15 protein-coding genes are annotated in these 17,485 nt (G+C 62.6%); 6 read left to right on the forward strand and 9 right to left on the reverse strand.

What is annotated here, in order from left to right:
- Positions 1 to 145 precede the first annotated feature (145 nt).
- Together CO676_RS17095 and CO676_RS17100 are read left to right on the forward strand one after the other, a co-directional pair.
- The gene (locus CO676_RS17095; RefSeq protein WP_097521952.1) at positions 146 to 1,441 is read left to right on the forward strand and encodes an isoprenylcysteine carboxylmethyltransferase family protein; all 1,296 of its coding nucleotides are present in this window, start codon (positions 146 to 148) and stop codon (positions 1,439 to 1,441) included.
- Positions 1,434 to 2,489: a serine hydrolase domain-containing protein gene (locus CO676_RS17100; protein WP_179875513.1), complete on the forward strand. Its 1,056-nt coding sequence runs from the start codon at positions 1,434 to 1,436 to the stop codon at positions 2,487 to 2,489. The genes CO676_RS17095 and CO676_RS17100 overlap by 8 nt, the downstream gene beginning before the upstream one ends.
- Positions 2,490 to 2,583: 94 nt before the next feature.
- Here the strand turns inward: CO676_RS17100 and CO676_RS17105 are convergent, their stop codons facing one another.
- From CO676_RS17105 to CO676_RS17135, 7 genes are all read right to left on the reverse strand, one after another.
- A complete protein-coding gene (locus CO676_RS17105; protein ID WP_097521954.1) occupies positions 2,584 to 4,245 on the reverse strand; it encodes an ABC transporter ATP-binding protein in 1,662 nt (553 codons plus the stop codon).
- Entirely contained in the window at positions 4,245 to 5,105 is an 861-nt protein-coding gene (locus CO676_RS17110; RefSeq protein ID WP_041414231.1) for an ABC transporter permease, read from the reverse strand. The genes CO676_RS17105 and CO676_RS17110 overlap by 1 nt, the downstream gene beginning before the upstream one ends.
- A 2-nt stretch (positions 5,106 to 5,107) precedes the next feature.
- Positions 5,108 to 6,058, reverse strand: a complete 951-nt coding sequence (locus CO676_RS17115) for an ABC transporter permease (protein ID WP_014763719.1) — start codon at positions 6,056 to 6,058, stop codon at positions 5,108 to 5,110.
- Between the two features lie 115 nt (positions 6,059 to 6,173).
- A complete protein-coding gene (locus CO676_RS17120; RefSeq protein ID WP_097521955.1) occupies positions 6,174 to 7,784 on the reverse strand; it encodes an ABC transporter substrate-binding protein in 1,611 nt (536 codons plus the stop codon).
- A gap of 78 nt (positions 7,785 to 7,862) precedes the next feature.
- A complete protein-coding gene (locus CO676_RS17125; protein ID WP_097521956.1) occupies positions 7,863 to 8,579 on the reverse strand; it encodes an HAD-IA family hydrolase in 717 nt (238 codons plus the stop codon).
- 287 nt (positions 8,580 to 8,866) lie between these two features.
- Positions 8,867 to 10,240, reverse strand: coding sequence for an aspartate aminotransferase family protein (locus tag CO676_RS17130; RefSeq protein ID WP_097521957.1), 1,374 nt, complete (start codon positions 10,238 to 10,240; stop codon positions 8,867 to 8,869).
- A gap of 13 nt (positions 10,241 to 10,253) precedes the next feature.
- Positions 10,254 to 11,090 carry a GNAT family N-acetyltransferase gene (locus CO676_RS17135; protein WP_097521958.1) on the reverse strand — a complete coding sequence of 279 codons (837 nt, stop codon included), beginning with the start codon at positions 11,088 to 11,090 and terminating at the stop codon, positions 10,254 to 10,256.
- Positions 11,091 to 11,413: 323 nt separating this feature from the next.
- Here CO676_RS17135 and CO676_RS17140 point away from each other — a divergent pair, with 323 nt between their 5' ends.
- Together CO676_RS17140 and CO676_RS17145 are read left to right on the forward strand one after the other, a co-directional pair.
- Complete coding sequence (locus CO676_RS17140) at positions 11,414 to 12,082, forward strand: haloacid dehalogenase type II (protein ID WP_097521959.1); 669 nt, start codon at positions 11,414 to 11,416, stop codon at positions 12,080 to 12,082.
- Between the two features lie 12 nt (positions 12,083 to 12,094).
- Positions 12,095 to 13,372, forward strand: coding sequence for an FAD-binding oxidoreductase (locus CO676_RS17145; protein WP_097521960.1), 1,278 nt, complete (start codon positions 12,095 to 12,097; stop codon positions 13,370 to 13,372).
- A gap of 24 nt (positions 13,373 to 13,396) precedes the next feature.
- On the opposite strand, the gene CO676_RS17150 is transcribed toward CO676_RS17145, so the two are convergent.
- The gene (locus CO676_RS17150) at positions 13,397 to 14,314 is read right to left on the reverse strand and encodes a LysR family transcriptional regulator (protein WP_097521961.1); all 918 of its coding nucleotides are present in this window, start codon (positions 14,312 to 14,314) and stop codon (positions 13,397 to 13,399) included.
- A 122-nt stretch (positions 14,315 to 14,436) separates the two neighbouring features.
- Between CO676_RS17150 and CO676_RS17155 the strand changes: the two genes are divergently transcribed.
- Together CO676_RS17155 and CO676_RS17160 are read left to right on the forward strand one after the other, a co-directional pair.
- The gene (locus tag CO676_RS17155) at positions 14,437 to 15,048 is read left to right on the forward strand and encodes a glutathione S-transferase (RefSeq protein ID WP_097521962.1); all 612 of its coding nucleotides are present in this window, start codon (positions 14,437 to 14,439) and stop codon (positions 15,046 to 15,048) included.
- Between the two features lie 12 nt (positions 15,049 to 15,060).
- The gene (locus CO676_RS17160) at positions 15,061 to 16,014 is read left to right on the forward strand and encodes a pyridoxamine 5'-phosphate oxidase family protein (RefSeq protein WP_097521963.1); all 954 of its coding nucleotides are present in this window, start codon (positions 15,061 to 15,063) and stop codon (positions 16,012 to 16,014) included.
- Here CO676_RS17160 and CO676_RS17165 read toward each other — a convergent pair.
- Positions 16,011 to 17,468, reverse strand: coding sequence for an NAD-dependent succinate-semialdehyde dehydrogenase (locus tag CO676_RS17165; protein WP_179875514.1), 1,458 nt, complete (start codon positions 17,466 to 17,468; stop codon positions 16,011 to 16,013). The genes CO676_RS17160 and CO676_RS17165 overlap by 4 nt on opposite strands.
- Positions 17,469 to 17,485 lie beyond the last annotated feature (17 nt).

Consider the following 17,485-nt stretch of genomic DNA (forward strand, 5'->3'; position numbering starts at 1 on the left):
TTCCAGATGGAAGTCGCGCACTGGCCGGTTTTGCGTCAGCGATTTGCAGGGGGAGGACCTTAGGTTTTCATAACACTCGTAAATTGTGTACTATATGACATTCAATCATACATAGTTTTCAGAAAACATTGGAGGGGGACTATAAATGAAAATGCGGATCCACGCGGATGGGCGGCCGAGGACGGCAAATGACGCTCGCGGCATCGCAATCGGCTTCACGTCATTGATTCTCACTTTTGCAATCGCGCGACTGGTTGGTGCGTCGGCCCCTGCCACAATGGCAGTGGCCCTCGCCTCGTATGTCTTGCCGATCATCCTGTATGACCTGATCGTTACGAGGGTGCATTGCCGCCCGTCGACAGGCCTCGACTGGTCACTTTTTCATAAGCGCGCATTCGATACCTCAAGGGTTGCGGTCAAGCTGATCGGAATGTGCGGCATTTACGCGATGCTTGGCATCGTTTACGCGTCGCTGCCGCCGGGGGTTTTTGATCTGTATCAGTTGTTCGCCATCGGAGCACTTCTGGCCTTGCCGCTGCTTCTTCTCACCAGCGCAATTTACATCGCACTGGTCGACCGGGTTATAATTGAGCCTCGGGATGGATATTTTGAGTTCGGCTCCGCCCTGCTCCTGAGATTCCGAGGCCGGGATTGGTTGAAAATTCGCGACTTCGTACTTGGCTGGGTCATTAAGGGCTTTTTCCTGCCCCAGATGTTCGGATCTCTCGCGATATTCATTTCCCGATTCCTGACTAGCACGCTCGAATGGAACCTTATCGCTGTCGTCTCATGGCTGGCGAATGTTGCTATATTGATCACTCTCCTCGTCGCCGTTTGCGGTTACGCTCTGACGATGAGGCTGCTCGACACGCACATTCGATCCCCCAACAATGTGCCGCTTGGCTGGGTCGTCTGCCTGATTTGCTACGCGCCCTTCAATGCGCTGATTCTGCACCCGCTCTTTCCCTACAAGGATGGGCTCGAATGGCATCACTGGTTCGGTGACGTCGTCTGGCTTGCCGCGCCCTGGGGCCTCATGGTGGTGGCGGCTTACGGGCTCTGGATGTGGGCGACCGTTATATACGGCCTCCGGTGGTCGAATCTCACACACCGCGGCATCATCACGAATGGGCCCTACCGTTTCACGAAACATCCTGATTACATCGCCAAAAGCCTGTTCTGGTGGCTCACCGCCGTGCCGTTCCTTTCCATCGAGGGCTGGTTCGCTGCCGCGTCACATAGCCTCATGCTGATCGGCGTCAACGTTTTCTATTTCCTGCGCGCGAAAACGGAAGAGCGGCATCTCATGCAGGATCCCGTCTATGCAGCCTACGCCGCGTGGATCGCGAAGCACGGCGTGCTCGCGCGGCTGCGCGGAAGAATTCTTTCAGTCAGGCCACTCAGCCTCTACCTTCATCCAACAGGCGAACGCGATGGCTGAGCTATTGGACCACAGAGCCACTGCCACCGGAGTATCTGGCCGTGGGCTCTGGCTGCGGCGGCTAACAGCCACTGTCTTAGGCTTTGCTCTGGCCGTTTTCTATTCCGCGCTCTGGCCTCGGATTGCGGATGCATACTTCTGGTCAAAATCTCCAACCATTCACGACGTCGTCAAACACGTGATGGAGCGGAATGGTATCGCCGGCTCGGTCGTGGCAATCGGTTACGAAGGTGAAATCCCGCAGATCAGTGCCTTCGGCTGGAAGACTGACGGTCGGGAAATGCTGCCCAATGAGACATTTTCCTTGGCCAGCTTATCGAAGCCGATTACAGCGGCGGCTGTGATGCGGCTGATCGACCAGGGGGCATTTTCCCTCGACGACCGGCTCGTCGACCTAGTGCCCATCGCGCGAACAGCGCGAGACCAGCGCTACGCGGATATTACCGTCAGGCACCTACTTCAGCATAGCGGAGGCTGGATGAGTCCGGCCAATTTCGGACTCACTGGCGATGATTGCTCTCCAGTGGCGCTCGAGGAGATGAGCTATTCTCTTGGTTTTGCACCTGGAGAGCGTTACGTCTATTCCAACATCGGCTACTGCTGGCTCGAGTTAATTATTTCTACCCGCCCCGGCTCTGATTATGAGACGTACGTCCGAAAAGCAGTACTAGATCCGGCTGGCGCCGAACTGAAACTTGAAAACCGACTTTTCGGTGGATTCGGGGGTTGGGCGGGAACAGCCGCAGACTGTTTCCGCTTTTTTTCCCGCCCCCCAATGACTGCCCAAGTGGCATCACGCGCCCTCCTTGAAGATCCAACCGTATATTATGGACTGGGAGTCGCGATAATCGACGAGGCGACCGGCCATTGGGGCTCTTTTTTGGGAGCTAAGAGGGTGTTTACTCTCGCGCTTCGCGCCCCCAGCGGAGCAACCGTTGTCGCGCTTTTCAACGATTATCCTAGGGATGCACGAGCGACTGCGGCTAAGGCCTTGATGGCGTTTCGCCGAGATATTGAGGCGCGCCGGCCAGGCACACCACTACCGTGAAGTTTGGCCGTTCTTCAAAAGACATTCGCAAACGAGGTGCTCGACGCGATTATGACCTTCAGGCGGATGTGGCATCCGGCCTGATAGTCAGCCCTCAGCCGGTCTTGCTGAAGGCGCCAAGTTTCTCCGGTCGCTGGTCGAGACCGTCGAGCCACCCGGTGTCGAGCTTCGGCACGGAGGCGAAGAGCAGCTTGGAATAGGGGTGCGTCGCTCCGTTCGCGAGGTCGGACGAGGCAAGCTGTTCGACCTTCTCGCCGGCATACATCACGATGACCTCGTCGCAGATCGCCTGGACGGTCGACAGGTCGTGACTGATGAACATGTAGGAAAGGCCGAGCTCGCGCTGCAATTCCTTGAGGAGATCGATGATCGCGGCGGCGACGACGGTGTCGAGCGCCGAGGTGATCTCGTCGCAAAGGATGAGCTTCGGTTCGGCGGCGAGCGCCCGGGCGAAGTTGACGCGCTGCTTCTGGCCGCCGGAGAGCTCCGATGGCCGGCGGTGGCGCAGGTTGCGCGGCAGGCGCACCATGTCGAGCAATTCGTCGATCCGGGTGCTGCACGCCCTTCGGTCCATGCCGTGATAGAAGGCGAGCGGCCGGTCTAGGATGTCCTCGACCGATTTTGCCGGGTTGAGCGCCGTATCGGCATACTGGAAGACGATCTGCATCTCGCGCAACTGTTCGCGCGAGCGTTCGCGGGCACTGCGGCCGAGGTCGCGCCCCTCGAAGGCGATGTTGCCGGCGACCGCCGGCAGGATGCCGGCAATGGCGCGGGCAAGGGTCGACTTGCCGCAGCCGGATTCACCGATGATGCCGAGATTGCGGCCCTTCTCCACCTGGAGAGACACATGCTGAACCGCCCGCACCAGCGGCAGCCCGTCCGCCTGGCGCGGTCCGTAACCGGCGACCAATGTGTCGATCTTCAGAAGCGGCGCCGGTTGAGGCTCGGCGGGACCGGCCGCGCCTCGCGGCTTCGGCTCGAAGGCGTCGAGCAGCTCGCGCGTATAAGGGTGCTTCGCATCCTTGAGAATCTCTTCGGTGGTGCCGGTCTCCTGCATTTCGCCGCCCTTCAGCACGACGATGCGATCGGCGATCTGGGCGACCACGGCGAGGTCGTGGGAGACGTAGACGCCGGAAATGCCGCCGGCCTTCATGACGGACTTGAAGGCGCGCAGCACCTCGATCTGGGTCGTCACGTCGAGCGCAGTGGTCGGTTCGTCAAAGATCACCAGCTTGGGGCCGCCGATAAGGGCCATGGCGGCGGAGAGACGCTGCAACTGGCCGCCGGAGACCTGATGCGGATAGCGGGCGCCGATCGTCTCCGGTTCGGGTAGCGACAGTGCCCGGAAGAGATCGACCGCCTTGGCGCGCGCCTCATCGGGCGACATCAGATGATGAATGCGGGTGATCTCGATCACCTGGTCCATGATGGTGGCGGCCGGATTGAAAGCGGCAGCGGCCGATTGCGGCACATAGGCAACTTCGGTGCCGCGGACACGGGCGCGCTCCTTTTCGCTGAGCGCGACCATGTTCTTGCCGGCGACGGAAACGCTGCCGCCGGAAATGCGGCAACCGGGCCGGGCATACCCCATCAGCGTCAGGGCGATCGTCGTCTTGCCGGAGCCGCTCTCGCCGATCAGCGCGACGATCTCGCCATCGGCAATGTCCAGGCTGATGCCCTTGATGATCTCCACCCGGCGCCCGGAATCGGTGGTGGCCTCGACCTTCAGGTCTCGGATTTCGACGAGATTTGCCATTATGCGCGGTCCCGGATTTTCTGCGGCAGGTTGTCGATCAGCAGATTGACGCTGATCGTCAGGCTGGCGATCGCAAGCGAGGGAAAGATGACCGCCGGCGCGCCGAAAGGCAGGCCGCCGATATTCTCGCGCACCAATGCGCCCCAGTCGGCATAGGGCGGTTGGACGCCGAGGCCGAGGAAGGAGAGGCCGGAGAGCAGGAGCACGATGAAGACGAAGCGAATGCCGAGATCGGCGAGCACCGGCCCGGCGATGTTCGGAAGGATTTCCGAGCGGATCAGATAGAGGGTGCTTTCACCGCGGATGCGGGCAACGGTGATGAAGTCCATCGCATTGATGTTGACGGCGAGCGCCCGTGCAAAGCGGTATGCGCCGGGAATATAGATCACCGAAAGCGTCAGGATCAGCACCGGAATGGAGGAGCCGACGGCGGCGACGACGACGAGGCCGAAGAGCTTACTCGGTATCGAGTTGAGCGCGTCGAGCAAGCGGCTCAGGATCGTGTCGAGCCAGCCGCCGGCGACCGCTGCGATCATGCCGAGCACCACGCCGGAGAAACACGCGATCGTCACTGCCGCAAGCGAGATGCCGACCGTGTAGCGGGCGCCCATCAGGATTCGCGAAAGCATGTCGCGGCCGAGATAATCGGAACCGAACCAGAAGTCGCGGCTCATCGGCCCGAAGTAATCGAGGTCGACGATCTCACCGACCGGGTAGGGGATGATCAGCGGCGCGAAGACCGCGACAAGTGCCCAGCAAAGGATGATCGCGAGACCGATGACCCCGACGATGTTGAACCGATAGCCGAGCCGGGTTCCGGGTGTCCGGGTAGAAGTGGTCGAAGTGCTCGAATGGGTCATTGTCATCGAAGCCTCGGATTGGAAAGGATGGCGATGATGTCGGCCGTCGTGATCAGCAACAGGTAGCCGAGGCAGAAGATCATCGCGCAGCTCTGGATCAGCGGCAGGTCGCGGGTCGCCACGGCGTCGACCATCAGCTTCGCGATGCCGGGATAGTTGAAGATCGTCTCGACGATGATGACGCCGCCGAGCAGATAGGAAAGCGAAAGCGCAACCGCATTGACGATCGGCCCCAGCGCATTCGGAAGGGCGTGGCGAAGCACGATCCGCGGGCGGGAGGCGCCCTTGAGGAGCGCCATCTCCACATAAGGCGTGTTGAGTGTCTCGATCACCGCCGCGCGAGTCATGCGGATCATCTGGGCGGAGATGACGAAGGTGAGGGTGATCACCGGCATGGCGTAGATGCGCAGCATGTCGGCCAGGCCGTGGACCTCATTGGCGAAGGAGAGTGCGGGAAGCCATTTCAGATAGACGGCGAAGATCAGCACGGCGGAGGTCGCTATCATGAATTCCGGTACGGAGATGACGCCGATCGTCAGCACCGTGACGGCGCGGTCGTAGAGCGAGCCCCGCAACATCGCCGCGCTGATCCCGAGCGTCAGCGCAATCGGCACGGAGAAGAGCGCGGTGACCCCGGCAAGCTTCAGCGTATTGATGAAGCGCCCGGCGATCAGATCGGCGACCGGCATTTCGTTGGCATAGGAGGTTCCGAGGTCGCCTTGCACGAGCCCAACGATCCAGCGCAGGAACCGGAAGAGCGCCGGCTCGTCGAGATGCATGGCCTTGCGCAAGCCTTCGACGGCCTCCGGTGTGGCGGCCTGGCCGAGCAGGATCGTCGCCGTATCTCCCGGCAAGAGCGTCGTCGCGAAGAAGACGGCGAAGGAGACGATCACCAGCGTGATCATGGCGATGAGCAGCCTGCTCAGCACAAGCGATAGGACACGGTTGTTCACGCGCGCTTCCTTTCGGCATTCGAACCCACATTAAACGAAGCGAAAAACCGGTCCGGAGGCGGCTGTCGGTTTCCTTGCAGAGGAACCGACAGCAGCCCCCGGGACCATCGCTTCATCAGGCTTCGAGCCAGACATACTCCGCGAAGGCATAGCCCATCTGGCCGCCAAGCGGATTGGCTTCCAGGCCCTTGAGCTTGGCGGTGGTAGCGTCGACGTTGGAGATGTAGGCCGGAATGATGGTGCCGGCTTCGTTGGCGACCATCACCTGCATCTCGTTATAGATTTCCTTGCGCTTCTCCTGATCGAGCGAACCGCGCGCCTCGATCAGCATCTTGTCGAACTTCGCGGACTTGTACTGGCTCTCGTTCCACGGGGCTTCCGAAGTATAGAGCAGCGAAAACAGGATGTCAGGCGTCGGGCGCGGGTTGATATTGCCGAAGTGGACCGGCGCCTTCAGCCAGTAGTTGTCCCAGTAACCGTCTGCCGGAACGCGCTGGACGTCGAGCTTCAATCCGATCTCGGCAGCGGAGGCCTGGATGATCATCGCCATGTCGATCGAGGATGTCGCCGCATCGGAGGCGACCACCGGGATCGACTGGCCGAGCACGCCGGCTTTCTCGAAATGGAACTTCGCCTTCTCCGGATCGAAGGCCCGCGGCTTCAGCTCGGCATTGCGGTAGAAGTTGGCCGGGGAAACCGGCTGGTCGTTGCCGACTTCACCCAGGCCCCGCAACGCCGACTTGACGATCTGCTCGCGGTTGACGAGGTACTTCATGCCTTCGATGAAGTCGCGCTTGCTGCCGGGCTCCATGTCCATGCGCATGTTGAGGTTGGTGTAGTTGCCGGAGGTCGTCTTCGACAGAACGAAGCCGTCACCCTGGCTCTCGACAAGGCGCATGGAACGCGGGTTGATCGAGGCGGCGAGGTGGATATCGCCGGAAAGCAGTGCGTTGACGCGGGAACTGTCATCGCTGATCGCGAAATACTCGAAGGAATCGACGTTCGGGCCGGATTTCCAGTAATTCTTGTTCTTGATGCCGACGGAGCGCACGCCGGGCTCGAAGACTTCCCTGACGAAAGCGCCGGTGCCGTTGCCCTTGGAGAAGTCCGTCGTGCCGTCGGCAACGATCATGAAGTGGTGCATCGATAGGATGGTCGGCAGGTCCGCATTCGGATCGGCGAGGGTGATCTCGACCGTCTGCTTGTCGACCGCCTTGAAGCCGGTCATCTGCGCGGCGATCTTGGCGACCTTTGAACCGACCGACGGATCGAGATGGCGTTTCAGCGAGAAGATCACGTCTTCTGCGGTCAGCGGCTTGCCGTCATGGAAGGTGACGCCGCTCTTCAGCTTGACGGTCCAGGTCTTTGCGTCCTTGGACTCGATCGCGTCGGCAAGCTCCATCTGCGGCGTGCCGCTCTTATCGAGGAAGGTGAGGCGATTGTAGAAGGAGCAGCAGCGCACATAGTCGGTGGAGAGCGAGGCTTTAGCCGGGTCGAGCGTATCGGCGGTGGAGGCCGACCAGCCGGCAGCTCTAAGCGTACCGCCGGTCACCGGCGTTGCGGCAACAGCATTCCCGGCCCGGCCGAGCACGAGGCCGCCGGCCGACATTGCCACGCCGCCGGCAAGCAGCATCTGCAGGAGCTCGCGGCGGGTGGCGCCGCGGCGAATGGCGCTTTCGACGACTGCGTCGTCTCGCTTGGTCCAGTTCATGATCTTGTCGTTCATAGCGTTCCCCTTTCGTGGTGGTTACTTGATCGCCCCGTCTTATCGCGCGGGGTTCGGTTGGAATGATCCGCCTCCCGTTCAGGCGGCCTTGCTTTGCTCCACGGCGTCGGCAAGCCCCGCCATGGAGGTGAAGTGGAAATCGGGCTTGGTGAACTCGGCGGGCTCGATCGTGCCGCCATAGCCCTTCTGGGCGTGGCGCCGCTCGATCCAGCAATTGGTCAGCCCGAGTTTCCGCGAAATACCGATGTCGTGATACTGGCTCTGGGCGACGTGCAGGATGTCGTCCTTCGAATTGCCTTCAGAAGCGACGAAGGCGAAGACTTTTTCGAAGAAGGCCGGATCCGGTTTTTCGGTACCGGTGTCGTCGGCGGTGAAGGCGGCGTAGAAGGGATTGCCGAGTTCCCGGGAGAAATGCTCGAAAGCCCAGCGCCGGGCGTTGGTCATGGCGACCAGGCGGTAGCGCTTGGCAAGCCGGGCGAGCGCCTCGGCGCTGTCGGCAAAGCCTTTCCAGTCTTTCGCGGAATCGCGCAGCCTTTCGCCATATTTTGCTTCGACGGGAAGCCCGAGCTCCGGTGCGATCGCCAGATACACGCGCACCAAGTCGTCGGGGAAGAGGTCGGCGTCGGGAGAATAGCGCGCGGCGCGGTAGACCTTCAGCGCCTCTTCGCCATCGACCGCGACACCCGCCTCCTTGGCGATGCCGGCCAGGCACTCCTTGATGCCGCCCTCGAAATCGATCAGCGTGCCGACCACGTCGAAGGTGAGATATTTGAAATCCGCGAAGGTCTTTGGCAAGTCTTTTTCCTCGATTGAGCGCGACGAAAGTCATTCGCGCTTGGCTTGCAGAAGAAAATGCTGTCTTCAATGGGCCGCTGGCGCTTGACACAGGGGGCTAAACCCCTGCTTTCCCGGCATTCTCGCACCCTTAGCTCACCCAGTTTGGCAGTATCGGCTCGCCGGATTCTCTGAATGGGAGAAGGATGGCGGCACAAAATTGCGAATATCAGGATAAACCGGTATTTCGCCGTTCCAACTGCCGATCCGCCGGAGATGCCCGCCCGCGGACCGGGAAGAACGCCGCTTCAGGCGAGTGCCGCGCGGACATCTGGGTCCTCTAAAGTTTCGTCAAGCGTCATCCGTGTCCGCTCGACGATGGCATCGATTTCCGCCTCTGTGCAGCAGAGAGGCGGGGCATAGCCGAGAACGCCGTTGCCGAAGGCGCGGATAATCAGGCCGTTGTCCCAGGCGCGGTCGAATATACGGCGCGCCGGATCGGCAGCGGCCGGCAAAGGCGTCTTGCGTTCCTTGTCGACGACCAGCTCGATCGCTGCCAGCATGCCGCGTCCGCGGACATCGCCGACCAGCGGATGATCGCCGAGGCCGCGCAAGCCCGCCATCAGCCGCTCGCCGGCCTTGCGGCCGTTTTCCAAAAGCCCGCTCTCGTAGAGCCGGAGCACTTCCAGACCGACTGCGGCGCTGACCGGATGGGCGGAATAGGTGTAGCCGTGACCGATCGCCGACGCGCCGGCGCCGTCGGCGATCGTGTCGTAGACCCTGTCCGAGAGGAAGACGGCGCCCATCGGCACGTAGCCCGATGTGAGCCCCTTGGCGGTCGTCATCAGGTCGGGAACGATGTCTTCATCGGTACACGCAAACAGTGGACCGGTGCGTCCGAAGCCGGTGATGACCTCGTCGGCGACGAACAGGACGTCGAGCTCCCGGCAGAGGTCCCCCATCGACTTCATCCATCCCGGTGGCGGCACGAGCACACCACCCGAGCCCTGGATCGGCTCGACGTAGAAGGCAGCCACCCGGTCGGCGCCGAGTTCCTCGACCTTGGCGCGCAGCGCCGCGACCGAGGCGGTGATGATCGCGGCCGGCTCGCTTCCGGCGGGGTTGCGGTAGGCGTAGTGCGATGGAATCTTGTGCTGCCAGTCGAACGGTACCCCGAACCCAGCGTGGAAGGCGGGCAGCGCCGTCAGGCCGGCACCCACGGTCGAGGAGCCATGATAGCCCTGCTCGACCGAGATGAACTGGTCCTTCTGCGGCCGTCCCTGCGCATGGTAATAGTAGCGGATGAAGCGGATGGTGCTGTCGACGGCGTCCGATCCGCCGAGCGTGAAATAGACGTGGTTGAGGTCGCCCGGTGCCCGTTCCGCCAATTCGGCGGCGAGCCGGATCGCCGGTTCGGAGCCGAGCCCGAAATAGCCGGTGGCATAGGGTAGCTCGCGCATCTGCCGGGCCGCCGCCTCGACGATGCTGTCATGGCCGTAGCCGGCATTGACGCACCAGAGCCCGGCGAAACCGTCAATCATCGTGTGCCCGGAGGCGTCGGTCACGGTTGCGCCCCGGGCGGAACTGAGGACGCGGACCCCGGCGCGCTCGTGGCTGCGATAGGAGGCCACCGGGTGGACCAGATGGGCGCGGTCGAGTTCGATAAGGGAGTTGCTGTACATCGAGATCTCCAGATCAGCCGAGCGCCTGATTGGCGAGGGCAAAGGTGGTGGCGGCGCGATCGGCGGCGTGGGGAAGGAGCGGCCTTTCCATGGCGATGCCGCCGCCGACATGGGCGAGCCCCTGGTGAGAAAGCCACGGGGAGAGCCCGGTCTCGGCGGTGGTATCGACCCGGACGAATTGTCCGCTTCGCATTGCAATGAAATGGACGACGAGCGCCTTGGCGTCATCGACATTTGCGGCAACGACGGGCCCGATGACATCGCCACGGCCGAAGGCGCGCAGGGCGGCGAAACCGGCAATGCGGCCGTTGCGGCGGATGACGGCGAACTCGCCGACCGTGGCGAGATAGGCGATCAGATCCCGGCGATCGGCCCCGAAAGCGATGCGGTCAAGAGCGGCGATCGCGGCAATGTCGTGCGCGGTCGCCGCCGCCGTTTCCGAGGGCGCGGCCAAGTCTCGTGCGATACCTTGGTGCTGCAGCACGGTGCCGGTCTCGCGGAAGCCGAGCTTTTCATAGAGCGGCTGACCCTCCGCCGTCGCCACGAGCCGGAGCGGCCGGTCGCCGGCGATCCGCAAGGCGGCATCCATTAGACTGCGACCCAGGCCACGGCCGCGCATCGCCTCGTCGACGATCACCATGTTTATCGTAACGCAGTCGTTTCCATAGGCTGTCGCCAGCGTGGTTCCGACGACCTGGCCGGCCTCGAGCGCGACGACGCCCTCACTCAGCGCCAGCGCCATCTGCCAGTCCTCCAGCCGGTGCGGCCAGCCCGCCTGGCGGGAGAGGCGCACGGCGCTCTCCAGATGCTCCGGGGCGAAGGTCGTAAGTTCGATCTGACTTAACTGCATGGAAGGGTCCTTGATTTCCTCCAGCAAGTTTCAAGGAAGGCCGACCGGCAGATCATCCGAAGGCGGTGCCGGCGGCGGTATCTTATACCTTTACGTGAGCGGGTCGCCGCATCTTATGCCGGCAGGGCGGCGGCAAAAGGGTCTCGAGCGTGGGAACAAGCCCGAGCGCTGCGGGCAGTGCACACAACCATCTGCCAAAGCCGCCCGCGGATACGGTACAATCTGCTTCGATCGGCGCCCAAATCGCGCAAGCCGGCGGACGGGACACGCCTATGATCCTTTTCGGATAAACCCGGGTCACGTCATTGAAGAGGAGAATGCGCATGGCGAACTTCCGTCCGAAATACATCACCTTCGACTGCTACGGCACTCTGACCAATTTCCAGATGGCGGAAGCGGCGCGCGACCTTTACGGTGAGCAGCTCGATGAACCGCGCATGGCCGAGTTCATCAAGAATTTTGCTGCCTATCGTCTCGACGAGATCATGGGCGACTGGAAGCCCTATGCGGAAGTGGTGCACAATTCGCTGGAACGCACCTGCAAGCGCAACGGCATAAAATTCCGCGACGAAGCCGCCCGTGTGGTCTATGGGCGCGTGCCGACCTGGGGCCCGCATGCGGACGTGCCGGCCGGACTTGCCAAAGTCGCCAAGGAGATACCGCTGGTCATCCTGTCGAACGCGATGAATTCGCAGATCATGTCGAATGTCGAGAAGCTGGGCGCGCCCTTCCATGCGGTCTACACGGCCGAACAGGCGCAGGCCTACAAGCCGCGCTTCAAGGCCTTCGAATATATGTTCGACATGCTGGGCTGCGGCCCGGAGGACATTCTCCACTGCTCCTCCTCGTTCCGCTACGACCTGATGTCGGCGCACGATCTCGGCATCAAGAACAAGGTCTGGGTCAACCGCGGCCACGAGCCGGCAAATCCCTTCTATGGATATACGGAAATCAAGGATATTTCCGGCCTGCCCGGCGTCGTCGGGCTCTGACAGGAGATGGCCATGCAGTTCAAGTCCTACTGGCACGACACGGCTCGCCCATTTGAAATGGGCAGCCGCGCACCGGTCGAGAACCACTATGACGTCGCCGTCATCGGTGGAGGCTTCACGGGCCTCGGGGCTGCACGGCAGCTCGCAAAAGCCGGCGCGAAGGTGATCGTTCTGGAGGCGAACGCGGTCGGATCGGGCGCGTCCGGCCGCAATGGGGGTCATCTCAACAACGGCATCGCGCACAGCTTCGTCGCCGCCAAGGCGGAACTCGGGCCGGAGCGGGCTGCGGCGCTCTACCGCGCCTTTGACGCGTCCATCGACACGATCGAACGCATCGTGGCGGAGGAGGGGATCGACTGCAGCTTCAGGCGGGCGGGCAAGCTGAAGCTTGCCTCGAAGCCGGCACATTTCGAGGCGATCGCCCGGAACTTCGAGGTGGTGAACCGCGAGATCGATCCGGACACGGCGCTCCTGACGGCAAACGACCTGAAGAGCGAGATCGGCTCGGCCTCGTTCCACGGCGCAATGCTCTCAAAAAAGAGCGCCATGATGCATATGGGCCGCTTCGTGGTCGGCCTGGCCGATGCGGCCGTCCGTCATGGGGCGACCGTCGCCGAGAACACGCCGGTGACGAGCCGGCGCCAGTTGTCCGGCAAGCAGGAATTGACGACGCCGCGCGGCCGCGTGACGGCGGACACCGTGCTGCTGGCGACCGGCGCCTACACGACCGGCGCCTTCGGCTATTTCCGCCGTCGTATCGTCCCAGTCGGCAGTTTCATCATCGCGACCCGGGCGCTCAGCGACGCCGAGATCGCCGCAACCATGCCCGGCAACCGCACCTGCGTGACCTCTCTCAACATCGGCAACTATTTCCGGCTGTCACCCGACAATCGCCTGATCTTCGGCGGCCGGGCGCGGTTTTCGGCAACATCGGACCAGGCCTCGGACGAAAAGAGCGGCGCTATCCTGCGCGCCAGTCTCGCAGAGATTTTCCCGCAACTCGCCAAGATCGAAATCGATTACTGCTGGGGCGGCCTGGTCGACATGACCAAGGATCGTTTTCCGCGGGCGGGCTTCACCGACGGCCTCTGGTACGCCATGGGCTATTCGGGTCACGGGGCGCAGATGTCGACCCATATGGGGATGCTGATCGCCGATGCCATTCTCGGCAGGGCTGATCGCAATCCGGTCAAGGATCTCGGCTGGCCGGCCGTGCCCGGACATTTCGGAAAACCGTGGTTCCTGCCGTTGGTCGGTATGTATTACAAGATGCTCGATAGGATTCAGTAGCTCACTGGACAGTGACGCGGTTTTTTACCCGCCTTCCCCAAGCTCAGCATGCATTCCGGGGCTCCGGCGAAAGCGTTCGGCCGCAAAATCGACGAATGCGCGCACGCGAGCCGAGACCATGCGCCCTTCCGCATGCACGATGTGGATCGGCACCGGCTCGCGCTCGTAGTCGGCCAGCACGATCTTCAGGCGACCCGCCTCTATCTCCGGCGCCACCTGGTATGATTGGAACCGGGACAATCCCCATCCAGCGACCGCAGCGGCGATGGCCGAGTCGTTGGTATTGCAGATGAGGCGCGGACTGATCGGAACGCGAATGCTGCTATCACGTCCGAAAAGCCATTCCGAATGACCGAAGAGCCCATCGCGCCCGATGATGCGGTGATGAGCGAGGTCCTGAGGGCTCTCGGGCTCGTCGAAGCTTTCGAAATAGCCCGGGGACGCGCAAAGCACTTGCCTGATCGAGCCGATGCGGCGCGCGATGAGGCCGGAGGCGGGGAGCGCCGCGATGCGGATCGCGACATCCAGGCCCTCCTCGACCAGATTGGTCACGCGGTCGACAAAAACGGTTTTCACCTGCATGGCAGGGTAGAAATTGAGAAATTCAAGGATGACGGGGAGTACATGGATGCGCCCGAAAAGCGCAGGCGCGGTAACCGTGAGCACGCCCGCCGGGTGAATAAAGCTGCCCGCGGCATTGGCCTCCGCCTCCGCAATCTCCACGAGGATTCGCCGGCAATCGGCGACATAGCCTTCGCCGGCAGCAGTCAACTTCAGAGAACGGGTCGTGCGGACCAGGAGCCGCGTGCCGATCTGATCCTCGAGCTTTGCAATCGCCCGGGTCACGGATGGCGGGCTCATGTGCAGCACCTTGGCGGCAGGGGCGAAGCCGCCGCTTTCCACCACCTGCACGAAGATGCGCATCGCCTGCCAGCGATCCATCGCGTTCCTGCCCTCACAGGAATTATTTCACTTGGTGAAATGGTCTAGTGTTTTCGATCGAGCTTATCAACTCTGTGTCTAATAATCATTCTGTGATCTCCTTTCTTCTACAGGAGGCAAGAATGCAACTCTACTATCATCCGCTCTCCGGCCACGCTCATCGTGCCCGGCTTTTTCTCTCGCTCCTCGGTCTCGAGCATGAGCTCGTGCTCGTCGATCTGGCCGAGAAAAAGCACAAGGAGGAGCAGTTTCTGAAGCTCAACCCGTTCGGGCAGGTCCCGGTGCTCGATGACGACGGCACGGTCATCTGCGATTCGAACGCCATTCTCGTCTATCTCGCCAAGAAGATGGGGCGCACGGATTGGCTTCCGGAAGACCCCCAAGGCGCGGCCGTTGTCCAGCGCTGGCTGTCGGTCGCCGCGGGCCAGATCGCCCACGGTCCGGCGCAGGCGCGCCTCATCAACGTGTTCAAGGCGCCCTACCGGCCGGAAGAGGTCATCCCTCGCTCCCATTCCATCCTGACGTTGATCGAGGCCGCGCTCGAGGGAAGGCGCTGGATTGCCGCCGACCGGCCGACCATCGCCGATGTCGCGCTCTACAGCTATGTGGCACGAGCGCCGGAAGGCGACGTTGATCTTCAGCGATACTCGAACATCCGCGCCTGGCTCGAGCGCCTTGAGGCGCTACCGGGCTTTGTCGACTTCCAGAAGACCCCGGTGGGTTTGGCGGCCTGAGGAGGCAAGGTTATGGAGAGCCCCATCCTGTCCGCCTCGCCCTGGCATGAGGGCGAGATGGCGCTCCAGCGGCAACTGGGCGTGGAGGCACGCATGGAAGAGGTCGGGCACCGCGTCATGCGTGACCATCTGATCGACCAGCACCGCGAGTTTTATCCTCTGCTGCCGATGGTGGTGCTGGGGGCGGTGGACCAGGATGGCGACATCTGGGCGACACTCAGGGCCGCCCGTCCTGCCTTTCTCCATGCGCCCAACGCCCATCGGCTCACGGTCGAGCTCGGCAGAGAACCGGCGGACCCCGCCGAGTCGGGCATGAACGATGGCGCCGCGATCGCCCTCCTCGGTATCGATCTCGGCACGCGCCGCCGCAACCGGCTGAACGGAACTCTCAACCGCCACGCCAAGGGATTTGATATCAGCGTCGCCCAGAGCTTCGGCAACTGCCCCAAATATATTCAGCTCCGGCATGTCCGCTTCATCCGCGATCCGTCGCAGCCGCCGTCCGTGCCACCCAGAGTGAGCTCGGAGCTTGACGATGTTGCGGGCGCCCTTGTCGGGCAAGCGGATACATTTTTCGTCGCCACCTATGCCGACCTGTCGAGCGGGCGGCAAGTGGATGTCTCTCATCGCGGCGGCAGAGCTGCATTCGTGCATGTCGGTGAAGACGGTTGGCTGACAATCCCGGATTTCGTCGGCAACCGTTTCTTCAACACGCTAGGCAACATCGTGGTCAATCCGCGAGCCGGGCTTGTCTTCCCGGACTTTGCGACGGGTGTCCTCCTCCAGATGACTGGCGCGGCCGAGCTCTTGTGCGGCCAACCAGAGGACGGGCCCCTGGAAGGCGCGGAACGCTACTGGCGTTTCCAGCCGCGCCGGATCGTTTGGCGGGCCGACGCGCTGCCGATCCGCTACGATTTAGCCGAATGGTCACCCTTCGCACTGGCCACTGGCGTCTGGCGTGCTTAGCTCAGCCCGCCGATGTGGAAGCTTTTCAGTTCGAGATATTCCTCGATGCCGCATTGGGCGCCCTCGCGGCCGAGGCCGGATTGCTTGACGCCGCCGAAGGGCGCGACTTCCGTGGAAATGGCGCCTGTATTGAGGCCGACCATGCCGAATTCAAGCGCTTCGGCGACGCGCCAGGAGCGCTTCAGGCTCTCGGTGTAGAAATAGGCGGCGAGCCCGAAGGGCGTGCCGTTGGCGATGGCGATGGCCTCTTCTTCGGTCTCGAAACGGAAGAGCGGGGCGACGGGACCGAAAGTCTCTTCGCTGGCGAGCAGCATGTCCGAGGTGGCGCCGGTGAGCACCAGCGGAGCCGTGTATTGCCGCCCCTCCGGCAGCGATCTACCGCGCGCCGCGACCTTCGCGCCCTTGGCAAGCGCATCCTCGACATGGCGGTTGATCTTCTCGATGGCCGCAGCGTTGATCATCGGGCCGATGGCGTTGCCGGGTTCCGTTCCCGGGCCGACCTTCATGGCGTTGACACGGGCGCCGAGCTTCTCCGCGAAGGCGTCGTAAACGCCCGCCTGCACCAGGATACGATTGGCGCAGACGCAGGTCTGGCCGCCGTTGCGGAATTTGGAGGCGATCGCGCCCTCGACCGCGAGATCGAGATCGGCGTCGTCAAAGACGATGAAGGGGGCATTGCCGCCGAGTTCGAGGGAGAGCCGCTTAACGCTATCGGCGGCGCCGCGCATCAGCAACGAGCCGACCCGCGTCGAGCCGGTGAAGGAGATCTTGCGCACCGTCTCGTTCGCCATGAACTCGTTGCCGATCTCTGTCGGCATTCCAGTGACGATATTGACGACGCCTGCCGGGATGCCGGCGCGCTCGGCAAGCACACCGAGAGCGAGCGCCGAAAATGGCGTGAATTCCGAGGGCTTGATGACCACGGTGCAGCCGGCGGCGAGCGCCGGGGCGACCTTGCGGGTGATCATCGCATTCGGGAAGTTCCACGGCGTGACGATGGCGCAGACGCCGACCGCCTCCTTGAGCACGACGATGCGGCGATCCGCGGTCGGCGAGGGGATGGTATGGCCGCCGATGCGGCGGGCTTCCTCCGCGAACCATTTGACGAAGGCGGCGCCATAGCGGATCTCGCCGCGCGCTTCGTCGAGCGGCTTGCCCTGTTCCATCGTCAACAGCAGCGCCAGGTCCTCGAGATTTTCGACCATCAACGCGTGCCAGCGCTCGAGCAGAGCGGCGCGCTCGGCATGCGTCTTCTTCTTCCACGGTCCGAACGCGGCAGCGGCGGCATCGATGGCGGCACGGGTCTCCGCCGTCCCCATGTCCGGAACGGTGCCGAGGGCAGCTTGCGCCGCCGGGTCGATCACCTCGGCGACCTTCCCGGAGGCAGCACCGACCCACGCCCCGTCGATCAGGCCCGATTGCCGGAAAAGATCCTTGTCATTCAATTTCAGCATTGTTGTTCCTCTGACGA

Source organism: Sinorhizobium sp. BJ1 (assembly GCF_002531555.1).
GTDB classification, from domain to species: domain Bacteria; phylum Pseudomonadota; class Alphaproteobacteria; order Rhizobiales; family Rhizobiaceae; genus Sinorhizobium; species Sinorhizobium fredii_B.